This window comes from Streptomyces sp. Mut1 (assembly GCF_030719295.1).
Classification (GTDB): Bacteria; Actinomycetota; Actinomycetes; order Streptomycetales; family Streptomycetaceae; genus Streptomyces; species Streptomyces castrisilvae.
The window spans coordinates 3281281-3297571 of sequence record NZ_CP120997.1; the positions used below are offsets into that span (position 1 = coordinate 3281281).

Annotated in this window: 9 protein-coding genes; 3 read left to right on the plus strand and 6 right to left on the minus strand. The window is 70.9% G+C overall.

All coding sequences use genetic code 11. The features are described from left to right. The 5 genes from P8A18_RS14065 to hemL form a co-directional block, all read right to left on the minus strand. Entirely contained in the window at positions 1 to 762 is a 762-nt protein-coding gene (locus P8A18_RS14065; protein ID WP_018552204.1) for a cytochrome c biogenesis CcdA family protein, read from the minus strand. A gap of 4 nt (positions 763 to 766) precedes the next feature. Beyond that, the gene (locus P8A18_RS14070; protein ID WP_306054696.1) at positions 767 to 1375 is read right to left on the minus strand and encodes a TlpA family protein disulfide reductase; all 609 of its coding nucleotides are present in this window, start codon (positions 1373 to 1375) and stop codon (positions 767 to 769) included. 67 nt (positions 1376 to 1442) lie between these two features. Continuing rightward, positions 1443 to 2705, minus strand: coding sequence for a polysaccharide deacetylase family protein (locus P8A18_RS14075; protein ID WP_306054698.1), 1263 nt, complete (start codon positions 2703 to 2705; stop codon positions 1443 to 1445). Positions 2706 to 2951: 246 nt separating this feature from the next. Then, positions 2952 to 3650: a histidine phosphatase family protein gene (locus P8A18_RS14080; protein ID WP_306054700.1), complete on the minus strand. Its 699-nt coding sequence runs from the start codon at positions 3648 to 3650 to the stop codon at positions 2952 to 2954. Continuing rightward, a complete protein-coding gene (hemL, locus tag P8A18_RS14085) occupies positions 3647 to 4963 on the minus strand; it encodes a glutamate-1-semialdehyde 2,1-aminomutase (RefSeq protein ID WP_078622559.1) in 1317 nt (438 codons plus the stop codon). Before hemL ends, P8A18_RS14080 begins: the two co-directional genes overlap by 4 nt. A gap of 130 nt (positions 4964 to 5093) precedes the next feature. Between hemL and P8A18_RS14090 the strand changes: the two genes are divergently transcribed. Next, positions 5094 to 5687, plus strand: a complete 594-nt coding sequence (locus tag P8A18_RS14090) for a hypothetical protein (protein ID WP_306054703.1) — start codon at positions 5094 to 5096, stop codon at positions 5685 to 5687. Positions 5688 to 5783: 96 nt separating this feature from the next. Here the strand turns inward: P8A18_RS14090 and P8A18_RS14095 are convergent, their stop codons facing one another. Beyond that, entirely contained in the window at positions 5784 to 7136 is a 1353-nt protein-coding gene (locus P8A18_RS14095; protein ID WP_306054704.1) for an MFS transporter, read from the minus strand. 1254 nt (positions 7137 to 8390) lie between these two features. On the opposite strand from P8A18_RS14095, the gene P8A18_RS14100 reads away from it, so the two are divergent. Both P8A18_RS14100 and P8A18_RS14105 read left to right on the plus strand, forming a co-directional pair. Continuing rightward, the gene (locus P8A18_RS14100; protein WP_306054706.1) at positions 8391 to 14447 is read left to right on the plus strand and encodes a polyketide synthase; all 6057 of its coding nucleotides are present in this window, start codon (positions 8391 to 8393) and stop codon (positions 14445 to 14447) included. After that, positions 14444 to 16264, plus strand: a complete 1821-nt coding sequence (locus P8A18_RS14105) for a non-ribosomal peptide synthetase (RefSeq protein ID WP_306054708.1) — start codon at positions 14444 to 14446, stop codon at positions 16262 to 16264. The genes P8A18_RS14100 and P8A18_RS14105 overlap by 4 nt, the downstream gene beginning before the upstream one ends. Positions 16265 to 16291: the final 27 nt, after the last annotated feature.

Genomic DNA, 16291 nt, shown 5'->3' on the forward strand with positions numbered 1-16291 from the left:
TCAGATCCCCACCGTGAAGCCGGTCGACCAGCCCTGCAGTTCCTGCATCATGCTGCCCCACACACCGGTCAGCAGGAGCAGCCCGGTCACGATCATCATGCCGCCGCCGATGCGCATGACCCAGGCGTAGTGGCGCTTGACCCAGCTGAACGCGCCGAGCGCCTTGCGGAAGGCGACGGCGGCGAGCACGAAGGGGATGCCCAGGCCCAGGCAGTAGGCGACGGTCAGTATGGCGCCGCGCCCGGCGGTGCCCTGGTCCATCGCGAGGATGGACACCGAGCTGAGCGTGGGGCCGAGGCACGGCGTCCAGCCGATGCCGAAGAGGGCGCCGAGCAGCGGGGCGCCCACCAGGCCGGTCACCGGCTTGCGGTGGATGCGGAATTCGCGCTGGGTCATCCACGGCATGAGGCCCATGAAGAAGACGCCCATGAGGATCATGAGCACGCCGAGGACCTTGGTGAGGGGTCCGCTGTTCTCCTGGAGCGTGTCGCCGAAGTAGCCGAAGAGGGCGCCGCCGGAGACGAAGACGGCGGTGAAGCCGACGACGAACAGCGAGGCGCCGGCGACCATGCGGCCGCGCCGGGCCTCGGCGAGGTCGGCGCCGCTGACCCCGGTGACGTAGCTGAGGTAGCCGGGGACGAGCGGCAGGACGCAGGGCGAGAAGAAGGAGACGAGCCCGCCGAGCAGGGCGATGGGCAGGGCGACCAGGAGGGCCCCGCTCAGGACCGTGTCGTTCTGCATGGCGGCGGCGAGGGTGATCACCTGATCACTTCTCCGCGATCAACGGGTCGATCATCTTGTGCAGCTGGGTGTCGTCCAGCGGGCCGACGTAGCGGGCGGCGAGCTTGCCGTCCCGGTCGATGACGACGGTCGAGGGGATGGACTGGAGCTTGAAGGTGCCCTTGGGGAAGCGCAGCAGGAGCTTCCCGGTCCGGTCGTAGAAGCTCGGGTAGACGACCCCGTGTTCCTCCTCGAAGCTGATGGCGTTGGACCGGGAGTTGTCGCGGGTGTTGATCCCGACGAACTGGACGCCCTGGTCCTCGGTCTCCTTGGCCACCTTGTTGAAGTACTTCGATTCCAGCCGGCAGGGGGCGCACCACGAGCCCCAGGCGTTGAGGACGATGATCTTGCCCTTGTAGTCGGCGAGGTCGAGCTTCTCGCCGTCCAGGGTCTCGCCGTCGAGGGGCGGTGCGTCGACGCGCTCGTCCTTGGCCGCGGTCGCGATCCCGCTGTTGCTCGTGACGAAGTTGGTGTCGCCGCCGCCACTGGTCTGGTTGCCCGAGTCGCACGCGGTCAGCGTCACCGCGAGCGCGGCGGCCGCCAGGGGGGCGGCGAGCAGGGTGAAGCGGCGTCGGGGTGCGCGGCCATGGCTCATGTGAAAAGTTTCGCATGGCGGTTTCGGGGATCTTGGGCACCCCCCTCGGTGCCCGTAAAGCCCGTTGTCAGGCCTGTTTAAAGAAGGTGTTCCAGCCGCCCGCGGGCGCCTCTCCGACCTGAAGGGTACGGAGCTTGGCGAGGACCGCCGGGTCCTGGACGTCGAGCCAGTCCACGAACTGCCGGAAGGAGACGAGGCGCACATCCTGTTTCCCGGCGATGTGCTTGAGCGCGTCTTCGACGGCGTCCATATAGATGCCGCCGTTCCACTCCTCGAAGTGGTTTCCGATGTAGAAGGGCGCGCGGTTCGTCTCGTAGGCGCGCTTGAATCCGGCGAGGTACGACTGCGTGGCCTGCTCGCGCCAGCCGGGATAGCGGGAGGGCATTCCCTTGGTGGAGTTCTGCGACTGGTTGGCCAGGATGTTGTAGTCCATGGAGAGGACTTCGAAGGTGTGCCCGGGGAAGGGGATGCCCTGGAGCGGCAGGTCCCATACGCCCTGGCGCTTGGTGGGCCAGACCTGGGTGCCGCCGGGCGAGCTGGCGTCGTAGCGCCAGCCCAGCTTCTTCGCGGTGGGCAGCAGGTTGTCCTGTCCGAGCAGACAGGGGGTGCGGCCTCCGACGAGTTCCTTGCGGTAATCGAAGGGGAGCGATTCCTCGTCGTTCCAGCCGGTGTTGGTGCGCCATTCGGTGACGAAGGAGATCGCCTGGTCGATTTCGCTCTGCCACTGGGCCGGGGTCCAGTTGCCGACCGATCCGGAGCCCGCGCAGAAATGCCCGTTGAAGTGGGTGCCGATCTCGTGGCCGTCGAGCCAGGCCTGGCGGACGTTCTTGAGCGTCTCCTTGATGTGGCCGTCGGTGAGATAGCCGATGTCGGAGGCGCCGACGGGGTTGCCCGGCGGGCGGTAGAGGGTTTTCTTCGATTCCGGGAGCAGATAGAGGCCGGAGAGGAAGAAGGTCATCGACGCGTCGTGTTCCCGGGCGAGTTCCAGAAAGCGCGGGAACAGCCCGTTGCCGACCTCGCCGGCCCCGTCCCAGGAAAAGATCACGAACTGCGGCGGCTTCTGGCCCGGCTCCAGCGGGAGGGGGGCCTGCGGCTGCTTCGGCTGCTTCCCGGTGTCGGCGGTGGAACCGTCCCCGATGGCGCGGACGTCCTTCTTCTTGGTCCCGGAGCCCTTGGAGGTCCCGCCGGCCGCCTTCTCGCCGGTGGCACCCTTGTCGGGTCCACCGCTCCCGGTGTCGGACGAGCCGGCGGTACTGCAGCCCGCGATCCCGGCGGCGGCAGCGGCCCCGAGCCCGGCGCCCAGCAGTCCTCTTCGGCTGATCTCTCGCATGCGGCTTCCCATCTGCGGTCGTTTTGCCTCAAGTACATACAAACTGGCAAAGCCTTAGATGAGTGAAGCCACACAGAGGTTCCCCCGTTTAGCACACAATTCTTTACGGAACCAGCCCCAACCCTTGACCGAACACAGGTCCTAGCCGACGAGTGGGGGCAAAACCACCCAAAGAGGGTGGCCCGGGCCCTGCGCCGACCGCCGTCGGCGCGGACCCGGGCCGAAAGCTCCGGCCCGCCGGGGCCGCTACGCCCCAACCCCCTTCGACGCGCCCTTCACCGGCTTCGCGCCCGCCAGCAGATGCGCGGGGACCAGATCCCGGGCCGGCTCCGAGTACCCCACGGACACGATCTTGTCGCCCCGGTACGTGAAGCTGGTCAGCGAGGCGAGGGTGCACTGCCGCTTGCGCGGGTCGTGCCACAGCCGCCGCCGCTCCACGAAGCTGCGCACGATCCAGATCGGCAGCTGGTGGCTGACACAGACCGCCTCGTGCCCCCGGGCCGCGTCCCGCGCGGCGTCCAGCGCGCCCATCATCCGGACGACCTGCTCGATGTACGGCTCGCCCCAGGACGGCCGGAACGGGTTGGTCAGGTGCTTCCAGTTGTCCGGCTTGCGCAGCGCCCCGTCACCGACGCCGAAGGTCTTGCCCTCGAAGACGTTGGCGGCCTCGATGAGCCGCTCGTCGGTGGCGAGGTCCAGGCCGTGCGCCTTGGCGACCGGCGTCGCCGTCTCCTGGGCACGTTCCAGCGGGGAGGCGACGACATGGGTGATGTCGCGCTTCTCCAGGTGCTCGGCCACCCGGTCGGCCATCTTCCGCCCCAGCTCGGAGAGGTGGTAGCCGGGCCGGCGCCCGTAGAGGACGCCTTCCGGGTTGTGCACCTCGCCGTGGCGCATCAGATGGACGACGGTGATGTCCTGGCGTTTCGTGTCGGCGTTCTCGCTCATGCGGTGGCCTCCGATGCGGCGCGGGCGGCGGCGGGCAGGGCGGCGGCGATGCGCTCGACGGCCTGCGTGTCGTGGGCGGTGGAGACGAACCACGACTCGAAGGCGGACGGCGGGAGGTAGACACCCTGCGCCAGCATCGAGTGGAAGAACGGCGTGAAGCGGAAGGCTTCCTGCGCCTTGGCGTCCTCGTAATTACGGACGGGCTCGTCGGTGAAGAAGACGGAGAACATATTGCTCGCCGCCTGGACGGTGTGCGCGACGCCCTCCTTGTCCAGGGCGGCGCTCACCAGACCCCGGATCTCGGCGGAGACCGCGTCGACCCTGGCGTACGCGGCGTCGTCCAGCAGCCGCAACTGCGCGAGCCCCGCGGCGGTGGCGACCGGATTGCCGGACAGCGTCCCCGCCTGGTAGACGGGCCCGGCCGGCGCCAGGTGGGCCATCACATCGGCGCGGCCGCCGAACGCCGCGGCCGGGAAGCCGCCGCCCATGACCTTGCCGAACGTCATGAGGTCGGGCCGCACCCCGTCGACGCCGAACCAGCCGGCCTTCGACGTACGGAAACCGGTCATCACCTCGTCGGAGATGTACAGGGCCCCGTTGGCGGCGCAGAGCTCCTTGAGCCCCGCGTTGAAACCGTCCAGCGGCGGCACGACGCCCATGTTGCCCGGCGACGCCTCGGTGATCACGCACGCGATCTCGCCGGGCCGCGCGGCGAACGCGGCACGCACGGCCTCCAGGTCGTTGTACGGCAGCACGATCGTGTCGCCCGCCTGGGCACCGGTGACCCCGGGCGTGTCCGGCAGCCCGAAGGTCGCCACCCCGGAACCGGCCGCGGCGAGCAGCGCGTCGACGTGGCCGTGGTAGCAGCCGGCGAACTTCACGACCTTGGCCCGGCCGGTGAAGCCGCGGGCGAGGCGGATCGCGGACATGGTCGCCTCGGTCCCGGACGACACCAGCCGCACCTGCTCGACCGGCTCGACGCGCGCGACGATCTCCTCGGCGAGCGCGACCTCGCCCTCGCCGGGCGTACCGAACGAGGTGCCGCGGGCGACGGCCTCCTGGACTGCGGCGATGACCTCGGGGTGGGAATGGCCGAGGATCATCGGCCCCCACGAGCACACGAGGTCGACGTACTCACGTCCGTCCGCGTCGGTCAGGTACGGACCGGTACCGGACACCATGAACCGGGGCGTACCGCCCACGGCCCGGAACGCACGGACGGGAGAGTTCACGCCGCCGGGCGTCACGAGGGACGCGCGGTCGAAAAGCGTCTGCGAAACTGGGGCGTCATAGGGAAAGCTCACACATGCCATGGTGTCAGAGCCACGGACGGTCTTTGCGGACAGGTGTTTCACCGCACGCCCGTGGGGGAGGTCACTGACACGATGATCGGGTTGCACGGCGGGGGCTGTGCCTCCCAGTGAGTAGTCGGGTGGATGAGATATGCATCGCGGTGGCGGAGTGGGCGAAGGGACCGACGGCCCGGGGCCCGAGCCTGCCCGGCGTGGTCGGCACCGGCGCGAGGCCGAGCGCAAACAGGCCATACAGGCCGGTGAGGCGCAGACGAGCGATGGAGCCGGGAGCAGGAGTGGTGGCCGGGTGGGGGTGACCTACAAGTATTTCGGGGCTCCCGACGGGGCCACCGCCGCCCGTGTGCCCATTTCCATGCGCCCGGAGGAGCTCGGCGGGGACGAGCTGGGCATGGGCGGCATGTTCACCAAGATCAAGCCGGAGACGGTGGCCGCGATGGTCCTCACCGGCATACAGGGCATACCTCTGCACAAGGTCCCGCCGCTGGAGCTGGTCGTCCTGCACCCCGACTACGCGGTGGTCAAGCTTCCGATGACGGTCGTGGACCCGCTGCGCGGCGTGGGCGAGGAATCGGTCGGCGCCGCCGCCTTCATCTGGTCCACGGTCCCGGACCGCGGCGGCCCGCGCGACGCGTTCAACGTCTACCAGCTGCTCCACGAGTGGCAGGACTTCTCGCACCGGCTGCACGACGCGGGGCACCAGGCGTACTGCCTGGTGTGGCCGTGACCCTGGGCGCACCCGAGGACGGGCGGGAGCTTCGGCTCCCCTTCCGGGGCGGTGCCCGCCCCGGAGGAGAGCTGTCCGGGCCGGCGCCCGCCGGCTTCACGCCACCCGCCGCCGCGCGAGCGTGATGGTGACCGCCCCGGCCACACAGGCGACCGCCGCTGTCAGGTAGGCCAGGTGGTAGCCGGTCAGCTGGTCGTCGCTGGTCGCCGCGACCAGGACCATGACCGCGACTCCGACGCTGGAGCCGATCTGCTGGGCCACGACGTTCACGGCACCGGCGACCGCGTGCCCCTCCGGCTCGACCCCGGTGAGACCGGCGGACGTCATCGAGGGGAAGTTCAGCCCCTGCCCGATGCCGCTGATCACCAGGCCCGGCAGCACGTGCAGCGCGTAGCTGCCGTGATGCGGTGTGCTCATCCACAGCCCCGTTCCCACGCCGATCAGGACGAGTCCGACGGCCATCAGCGCGTGCGGGGTGTACGTGGCCAGCAGGCGCCCGGTGGCGTAGTTGGCGGTGAGAAACACGGCCAACGACATCGGCACCAGCGCCAGACCGGATTCGAGCGGGGAGTACTTCAGCATCCCCTGCAGATACAGCGGCGCGAAGAACAGCATCCCGACCGAGCCCATGTACTGGAGGAACGCCGCCAGACTCGCCGCCCGCACCGACGGGATACGGAAGAGGCCGAGGGGAAGCACCGGGTCGGCGGTGCGCAGTTCACGTACGACGAAGAGCACCAGGAAGACCACCGCGGCGCTGAGCGCGCTCCAGACCACCGCGCCGCTGCTGCTCACGCCGACGACCAGCAGGGTCAGACCGAGCGTGCCCGATATCGCCCCCGGCAGGTCCAGCCGCCCGCCGCGCGCGACACCGGCGGGCAGTCCCGCGCGCGTCGTGGCCAGCACCGCGACCCCCACCACGACCGAGAACCACAGCACCGAGCGCCAGCCGAAGAACTGGGTGAGCACACCGCCCAGCAGCACACCGCCGCTGAAGCTCGCGGCGCCCACCGCCGCGTACACGCTGAACGCCCGGTTACGGGCCGGGCCGGCCGGAAACACCTCGGTCAGCAGGGCCAGTGCGGCCGGACCGGACAGGGCCGCGCCGATGCCCTGCGCCGCCCGCGCGCCGAGCAGCACCGCGATGTCCGGTGCCAGGGCGCCGGCCAGCGCGGCCACGGTGAACAGGGCGATCCCGGCCTCGAACACCCGCCGCCGGCCGAACACATCGGCCAGCCGGCCGCCCACCAGCAGGAAGCCGGCGAACGCGACGGCATACGCGATCATGACCCACTGGAGCGTGGCGTCGTCCAGGCGGAACCGTTCCCCGACGGACGGCAGGGCCGCGTTGAGCACCCCGAGCCCGCTCACGTCCAGTGCGAGTGCCCCGGCCAGCACTCCGAGTGCCAGGCCCGGCCGTCGGCGTGGCACCACCCCCGTACCCGTCACGCGGCCCTCCCGGCGAACGCGCCACCGTCGAAGGACGCGACCGCTGGACGCCGCGGTGAACATCCGGGTAAGGGCGCGTCGGCACCGGACGCCCGCGCGGTGGCGAGTCCCGGCTGTCCGGTTCCCCTCACCGGGACGCGGCTGCCGGCCGACACCGCTCTGTGGTCCATGGATTTCATGCCGAGCATGCTGCAATGCCGCCCACCGCCTGTCCAGGCCGCGCCGGTGAATAGGGCGCCGGAGTCCGGTCCGAACCGCTTCACCCAACCATTCGTCGGCCGAAAATTAGCGAATAAATGTGGCGCGGGTTCAAATCCGGTCACCTCCGACACACCCACAACGGACATTTTCACGGGGAAGGGATAGAGCCCGGTTTGTGTTGCCGACGGCCGAAATGCATCGGCGGCGAGGGCCGGATTCACGTCGGCATTGACCCGTGTTGAGCGTGGATGCCCACCGTTGCCCACGGCGTCCGGACCATCTGCCGGCGGCGAGGGGAAAGACAGCGAATCCCACGCCTCAGGGTCTAAATCGCGCCACCGTACCTTCCGCACCTCCGGGCACTCTTGTCTCGCCATTCCTCGAATGGCAGTCTGATTCCCGCCGGTCGGGCAAGTGCCGCCGTCCACGTCAATCCGCATACCCCTTGACCTGGACGGATCGAATCCAGACACATGCCGGCCGGCAGCGCGGATGAGGTGTTCGGCTCCGCCCGCACGTCGGCAAGGACGGCGCGGTCGCGGATCAGCTCGGCCAGGCGTACCACGGTGGTTGGATCGCCGGGCAGTGATCCTGAATCAGGTCGCGATCTGATTCAGCCAGGACGGCTTGACGGGGGTTGGGTCTCAGTGCGCGTATTCGTATTTCGGCAACCATGTCCTTCTGTCTCGGACGGGACGGACCGTCCGGAACGACACGGACCTCATTGCCCCTGAGGGGCCCCTCCTGAGGGTGCCCGGAGGGCTTCCCCACATGTAACCGCACACGGCACCCGCCTACGGCGGAAGCAAATCTTCCGGTACGTTTCCCTGCTCATGACCGGCCATCCGGACACCGGCTGATCATTTCCAGCGCCACCGGCCCGGCCTCGCTTTCCGGCCTCGACGCTTTTGTGTCACGCCCGCTTCGGTCCCACCGCTATCGCATGGCTGACGGAGTTTCCGCGCCCTTGATCAGCCGGCCGCAAGCTCCACCCGTACATTTCATTTGTCCTGCCGAGGAGCCGAAATGCCCCACGAGCGCGCAGCAAGAGATGTGCACGCCACATCAGACTTCCTCCTGTCCCGTATTGCCGATGTGATGGACCTGCCCAGGGACACAGTGGACCGGTGGGCACCGATGCACCAGTACGGCCTGGACTCGCTGAAGCTCTCGACCATTTCGGCCTCACTGTCCGAATTCCTCGGCCGGAAGGTTCCGCTCACCTGGATGTGGCAGTACCCGACCGTCGACGCGCTGGCCCGTGCGCTCGTGGACGGTCCCCGGGCGGCGGATCCCGCGCCGGGCAGCGGCGAGCGGCGGGTGGCGGCGCACGAGCCCATCGCGATCGTGGGCATCGGCTGCCGGTTCCCCGGCGGCCCGGACCCCACCTCGTTCTGGCAGCTGCTCTCCGAGGGCCGCGACGCCGTCGGACCGGTGCCGGCGGCCCGGCGCGAGCTTCTGGGCGACGCGGTGCGCTGGGGCGGCTTCATCGACGACATCGACCGCTTCGACCCGCTGTTCTTCGGCATCTCACCCCGCGAAGCCGTCCAGATGGACCCGCAGCAGCGTCTGGTGCTCGAACTGGCCTGGGAGGCACTGGAGGACGCGGGGGTCGCGCCCCACAGCCTCGTCGGCAGCGACACCGGCGTGTTCATGGCCTCCTGCTGGGGCGACTACGCGGCGCTGGCGCACTACCGCGGCCCCGACGCCCGGATCACCCCGCACACCGCGACCGGCATGCACGACGGCATCATCGCCAACCGCGTCTCCTACGCCCTCGGACTGCAAGGCCCCAGCATGGCCATCGACGCGGCCTGCGCCGGATCGCTGGTCTCCGTGCACGTGGGATGCCAGTCGATCTGGATGGGCGAGAGCGAACTCGTGCTCGCCGGCGGGGTGAATCTGAGCTTCGTCTCCGACTACTACACCGCCATGGCCCAGATGGGCGCGCTCGCCCCGGACGGCCGCTGCAAGTCGTTCGACGCACGGGCCGACGGCTACGTCCGCGGAGAGGGCGCCGGAGTCGTCCTGCTCGCCCCGCTGAGCGTGGCCCTGGAACGCGATCTTCCGGTCTACTGCCTGATCAAGGGCAGCTCGTCCAACAACGACGGCCTGAGCAACGGCATGACCGCGCCGAACCCCCAGGCCCAGGAGCTGATGCTCCGCAACGCCTACCGCCGGGCCGGCATCGCGCCGTCCCTCGTGGACTACATCGAGTGCCACGGCTCCGCGACGCCCCTCGGTGACCCGATCGAGGCCAATGCCATCGGCGCCGTCCTGGGCGGGGACCGCACGGAGCCGCTGCGGCTCGGCTCCGTCAAGTCCAACGTCGGGCACCTGGAAGCGGCAGCCGGCATCGTCGGCCTGGTCAAACTGGCGCTGTCGATCCGCAACGGGGTGCTGCCGCCGAGCCTGCACTACGCCGCCCCGAACCCGCAGATCATGTTCGACGCGTACAACCTGACCGTCCAGGACCGGCTGACGCCGTGGCCCCGGCGGTCCGACGCGCGCCGGGCGGGCGTCAGTTCGTTCGGCTTCGGCGGGGCGATATGCCATGTCGCCGTCGAGGAGCTGCCCCGGCCCGAGACCTCGCTCCTCCTGCTGGCCGAGGACTCCGGGCAAGCCCTGGCCGCGCGTGCCCGCGCACTGCGTGACGACAACGACCTGCGGGCGGTCTGCGCCCGGACGCCCGGTGACGGTGGCTTCCGGCTCGCGGCGGCGGCCCGCGACATGACCGAACTCCGGGCCCAGCTCGACGCCTTCACCGCCGGCACGGCCATGGACGGGCTGAGCGTCGGGGAGCCGGCCGGACGCGGGCCGCGCGTGGCGTTCCTGTTCTCGGGCAACGGCTCGCAGTGGTTGGGCATGGGCAGGCAACTGCTCGCCGGTATGCCCGTGTTCCGGCGGTCCATGACGCGTTCCGACAAGCGGATGCGGAAGCTGCTGGGCTTCTCGCTCGTCGACCAGATGCTGGCCGCCGACGGCCGCATCGACGACATGGACGTCTTCCAGCCGCTGCTGTTCTGCATCCAGGTCGCGCTGGCCGACGCCTGGCGGTCGCTGGGGGTCGAGCCGGACGTCGTCGTGGGCCAGAGCGTCGGTGAGTTCGCGGCCTCGCACATCGCCGGCGCACTCGACTTCGAGGACGCCTCCCGCCTGGCCGCGGGCCACGGCAGGCTCCTCCAGCAGCTGGCCGTCGGGCGGGGCGAGGGCATCGTCGTGACGACCGACGCCGACGCGGTCAGGAAGTACCTGACCGGCCGGCTCGCGGTCGCCGGCCGCAACGGCCCGAACTCCACCCTGGTCACCGGCACACCGCAGGAGATCGACACACTGGTCGGGCAGCTCACCGAAGAGGGCATCACGAGCCACCGGGTACGGATGGGCCACGCACCGCACTCGTCGCTGGTCGACCACGTCCTCGACCCGCTGAGGGTCGAACTCGACGGCATCCGGCCCCGGACGACCCGCGTCCCGATGGTCTCGACCGTGACGGGTGAACTGGTCGACGGGGCGGAGCTCGGGCCGGACTACTGGGCGGACAACCTGCGCGGGGAGATCCGCGTCGTGGATGCCCTGACGGCTCTGCGCGACCACGACATCGACGCGGTGATCGAGCTCAGCCCGCATCCCGTACTCCTCAAGTCCGTGGCGGAGATCCTGCCCGCGGCCACGCTGCCCTCGCTCCGGCGGGGCGCCGACGAGGCCCGGACACTGCTCGGCTCGCTCGGCGCGCTGCACGCCGCCGGCCACCCCGTCACGCCCGGCCCGTTCACCGCGGGGGACCGGGGGCGGCACGTCACACCCGGCCGGGGCGACACCGCGCCCGACGACCGGGTGCGTCTTGTCCCGGTCACGGCGCGCACGGCGGACGCGCTGGCCGACACCTGCCGTGAGCTGTCCAGCCACGTCGAACGCGACACGGGCCTGCGGGTCTGCGACCTCGCCTACACGCTCGCGGCCAGGCGCACCCACCACAGCCACCGGATCGCGCTGTTCGCCCGTAACCGTCAGGACGTCCTGGACGGGCTCGCCCGGGTCGCTTCCGGTCAGCCGCACCCCGATGTCGTCACGGGCACCGTCGCCGGCAACACCGACCGGCGGGTGGCGCTGGTGTTCTCCGGCGGCGGCACGCAGTGGGTCGGCATGGGCCGGGAGCTCCTGCGCTCGCACGCCGGATTCCGCGCCTCGATGCAAGCCTGCGACGCCGCCGTGCGAGCGGCGGGCGGCTGCTCGGTGCTCGACGAACTCGCCGCCCCGCCCGACCGGGCCAGGTTCGAGGAAATGGACTTCCAGCAGCCGGTCCTGTTCGCCCTCCAGGTCTCCCTGGCGCAGGTCTGGCTCGGACTCGGCGTCGAACCGACCGCCGTCGTCGGACACAGCCTGGGTGAGGTGGCGGCCGCCTGTGTCGCGGGATCACTGTCGCTGGAGGACGCCGCCCGCGTGGTGGTCGCCCGGTCGCACCTGCTGGAACGGAAGGCCGCCGCGGGTGCCATGATCTCGGTCGACCTGCCGGAGCGGGATCTGCTGCCGAGGATCGCCCCGTACGCCGAGCACGCGGCGATCGCCGTGGTGAACAGCCCCACGAGCGCGGCGGTGTCCGGCACGCCCGACGCCATCGGCGCCCTGGAGGCCGACCTCGCCCGGGACGGCGTCCCGACCAGGCGGATCCGGGTCGAACGGCCCGTGCACAGCCCCGGCATGGACCCCCTGATCGAGCCGCTGCGCGAGAGCATCGCCGGCATCACCCCGCTGGCGAACACCATCGAGTTCCGATCCACGGCACTGGCCGGCACGGTGAACCCGGTCGCCGACGTCGACTACTGGGTGCACAACCTGCGCAACCAGGTCCGGTTCGCCGAGACGATCGGCGCGCTCGTCGACGAAGGCATCGGGACGCTGATCGAGATCGGCCCGCACGAGACGCTGCGCGGCGCGGTCGAGGAGATCGCGCTGACGCGCGGTGCCGAGGTGCACGCGATCAGCTCGCTGCGGCGCGACGAGAGCGACGTCCGCTGCCTGCTGGAGGCCGCCGCTTCGCTGTACGTCAGGGGGCTCCCACTGACCTACGACTCGCTGTTCGACGACGACGTCGAGGTCGTGGAGACGCCGCTCGTCCAGTGGCAGAAGGAGCGCTACTGGCTGGACACCGCACCCGAGCCCGGCACCGCGCCGGTCCGGGCTGCCGCCGCGGGCGCGACCGCGCAGGCACCGGACCACGAGCCGGTGGCGGCGCCCGTGGCCGCACCCGTGGAGAGCAGGCCGCTGGAGGACGTCGTCCTCGGCGAGATCGCCGACGCGCTCGGCGTACCGGCCGCCCGATTCCACGAAGGCGCCGCCCTCAGGGACTTCGGCCTGGACTCGATGCTGGCGATACGCCTCATCAACAGGCTCCAGGCACTCTTCGGGCAGCGGGTGTCGCCGGTGGTGTTCCTGGACGGCCGCTCCATATCCGAGGTGGTCGACCACATCGTCACGACGATCGGCCGCCCGCCCGCGGCCCCGGCCGCCGGGCCCGGTACGGCCGAGCCGGAGCGGCCGGCCGCCCGGCCGGAACCGGCCCGGACCGCGCGGCTGCCCGGCGAGGCGGTGCCCGTACCGGCTCGAAGGCCCCGGGACAGGCCGGCCGGCACCTTCCTCGACGATCTGCCCGAGCTCGACGCCGAGGAGCTGCTGGAGGAGCTGGCAGCGCGCGGGCTCCTGGACCCGACCGACGCGCCGGCGGCCGAGCAGCTCCGCGCCGACAGTCTCGGTCTCGAACTGGCACCCGCGTCACACGGCCAGACGTCCCTGTGGTTCATGCAGCAGGTCGACCCAGACGCCGTCCCCTACAACTTCATGGTGACCGCCCGGATCCGGGCCGCGGTGGACGAGGAGGCGCTCCAGGACGCCGTACGGGCCGTGGTGGAGCGCCACCCCGCCCTGCGCACCCTCTTCGTCGAGGCCGGCGGCAGCCCGGTCCAGGTCATCCTGGACGAACCGGTCTACGAGTTCACCGTCGTGGACAGCACGGACCTGGACGACGAACAGGCCCGCGAGGAGCTTGCGGAATACGGCCACCTGCCGCTCGACCTGGACAACGGGCCACTGGTGCGGGTGGTGCTGATGAACCGCGGCCCGGCGGATCACTACCTGCTGGTCCTGGTCCACCACATCGCGTCGGACGCCGCGTCGGCCGACGTCATGATCCGTGAACTCCAGGAGTTCTACGGCGGCGTCGACCCGGCTCGGAGCGCTCCCGTGGCCCCCTACACCGAGTTCGTGGCGGCGGAACGGGAGTGGCTGGCCGGACCGGCGGCCGGGGCAGCGCTGGAGTGGTGGTCGCGGAAGCTGGCCGATCCGCCCCCGCACCTGGATCTGTCCGCCAAGGAGCGCCCGCCCGGTGTCACCTACGAGGGCCGCGACCTCACCTTCCGCTGGAGTGCCGAGGAGTCCATGCTGCTCCGGGAGTTCGCGGTACGCGAGGGCGTGTCGGTCAGCACCGTCGTACTGGCCGGATTCTTCGCCACGCTCAACCGGGCGGCGCTGGTCGAGGACTCCGTACTGGCCACCGCCATCGCCCAACGCGGCGAACCCGGCTGGGAGTCGGCCGTCGGCTACTACCTGAACACGGTGCTGGTACGCGCCGAACCGTCCGGCGAGCGCAGCTTCCGCGACCTGCTGAGCGAGGTCCACACCTTCTCGCTCGGCCTGCTGGAACACATGGACTACCCCCTCGACCTGCTGGCGTCCCACCTCAAGCCGGCCAGGGCCGAGGGCCGGTCGCCGTGGTTCGACGTGGTGGTGAACTGGCTGTCCTCGGACGCCTTCCCCCGCTCCGTGAAGCTCTTCCACGGCGTCGGCTCCACCATCGCGCCCGGCAGCGCCCTGCCGCTCGAACCGCTGCCGGTGCGCCGGCACCTCGCCAAATTCGACCTGGAGATCTCGATGGCCGACATCGACGGCGAGGTGGCCGGCCACATCCAGTACAAACCGAGCTACCTGGAGAGGCAGACCGTGACGGCACTGCTCGCGCTCTTCCGCACCGTACTCTTCGACTCGATCGCCCAACCCGGCCTGCCGCTGCGGGAGATCGCGCCGAGCGGACGCCCCGAGGGGGCGGACAAGTGACCGCCACCCTGCACTCCGAATTCATCGGGCAAGCGGTCAAGGACCCCCTGGCGCCCGCGGTCTACTCCGAGGCCGGCGTCCTGAGCTACGGCGAACTGGAGGCGCGCTCCCGGTTGCTGGCCGAACGGCTCGTCGCGGACGGTGCCGGTCCCGGTGTCCCGGTGGGCATCTGCGTCGAGCGGACACCCGACCTGCTGGTCGCCGTCCTGGCCGCTCTGCGCGCCGGCTCCTGCTACCTGCCGCTGGACCCCGCGTATCCGGCCGAGCGGCTGTCCTTCATGGTCCGCGACAGCGGGACCCGCCTGCTGCTGACCACCCCCGCCTCCCGGGCCAACTGCCCGGCCGGCCCGACCGTGGTCCTGCTGGACGGGACCGTGACGACCGAGCCCGGTGAGAAGCCCGTGCCGGTCGTGCCCGGCGACACCGCGTACATCATCTACACCTCGGGTTCCACCGGCCGGCCCAAGGGCGTGGCCATCCACCACAGCGGCTGCGTCGCCATGCTGTCCGCGATGGACCGGATCTTCGACGGCTGCGACCTCAGCGGCGTCTCGGCGGCGAGCTCGGTCTGCTTCGACATGTCCGTGATGGAGATCTTCGGCGCGCTGTGCCGCGGCGGCGCCGTCGTCCTGGTGGAGAGCGCCGTCCACCTGCCGGAGAGCCGGTACGCCGACAGGATCACCCACCTCAACGTCGTCCCCTCGGTGATGAACGGACTGCTCGACGCCTCCTGTCTGCCACCGAACGTGCGGACCGTCGTGTTCGGCGGCGAACCCCTGCGGCGCAAGCTGGTGGACCGGGCCTACCGGGAGACCGGCGCCGAGCGAGTCTTCAACGCCTACGGCCCCACCGAGGGGACCGTCTTCTGCTCGTTCAAGCTCGTGGCGCGGGACGGGACCGGTGAGCCCTCCATCGGCACACCGTCGGCGGGCGTCCGCGCCTATGTGCTCGACGAGAACCTGCGGAAGCTGCCGGCCGGCGCGTCCGGCGAGCTCTGCATCGGCGGTGCCGGCCTCGCCCACGGCTACGTCAACCGGCCCCGCACCACGGCCGAACGGTTCGTGCCGGACCCGTTCATGGACGGCGAGCGCATGTACCGCACCGGTGACGTCGTCTCGTTCACCGACGACGGCGAGCTCCGCTTCGGCGGCCGCTCCGACCACCAGGTCAAACTGCGCGGCTACCGCATCGAGCTGGAGGAGGTAGAGGCCCGGCTGACCGGGTGCCCCGGCGTCCGGGAGGCCGCCGCGACCGTGACGGGCCGCAGGCTCGTCGGTTACGTCGTGCCCGAGGGCGGCGCACGGAGCGGCGTCCGGCTGGACGGCGCTCTCCAGGCCGCCATCACCGGGAAGCTCGCCACCGAGCTGCCCGACTACATGGTGCCCGCGACGATCGTGTTCCTGGACGCGCTGCCGCTGGCCCCGGGCGGAAAGCTCGACCGTGCCGCGCTCCCCGAGCCCCCCGCCGCCGACACCGGCCGCCCCCTGAGGGCCGCGGGCACACCGACCGAGGTGGCGCTGTCCGAGATCTGGGGTCAGCTCCTGGACCTCGAACCGGCGAGCATCGACGTCCGGTCCGCCTTCTACGACCTCGGCGGCGACTCGCTGCTGCTCATCCGGCTGGCCCGGCTGATGACCCGGCGGTTCGGCCGCCGCGTCCGGGTGCCCGACCTGTTCAGCTTCCGCGACATCTCCTCCCTCGGCCGCTGGCTCGACGACGAGAGCGGGGCCACCCCCGAGGTGGTCACGTCGGCCCGCCGCCGGGCCGGCGCCCGCCGCGCCGCCCTGCGCGGCCGCGGCGGCTCCACCGGCAGCTGAGCAACCCCACTCACGACCCGAAGAGGA

Coding starts and splice junctions, on each gene's coding strand:
- P8A18_RS14080 (WP_306054700.1), bottom strand. CDS start 3,650: ATGAGCGAGAACGCCGACACGAAACGCCAGGACATCACCGTCGTCCAT.
- P8A18_RS14075 (WP_306054698.1), bottom strand. CDS start 2,705: ATGCGAGAGATCAGCCGAAGAGGACTGCTGGGCGCCGGGCTCGGGGCC.
- P8A18_RS14090 (WP_306054703.1), top strand. CDS start 5,094: ATGCATCGCGGTGGCGGAGTGGGCGAAGGGACCGACGGCCCGGGGCCC.
- hemL (WP_078622559.1), bottom strand. CDS start 4,963: ATGGCATGTGTGAGCTTTCCCTATGACGCCCCAGTTTCGCAGACGCTT.
- P8A18_RS14070 (WP_306054696.1), bottom strand. CDS start 1,375: ATGAGCCATGGCCGCGCACCCCGACGCCGCTTCACCCTGCTCGCCGCC.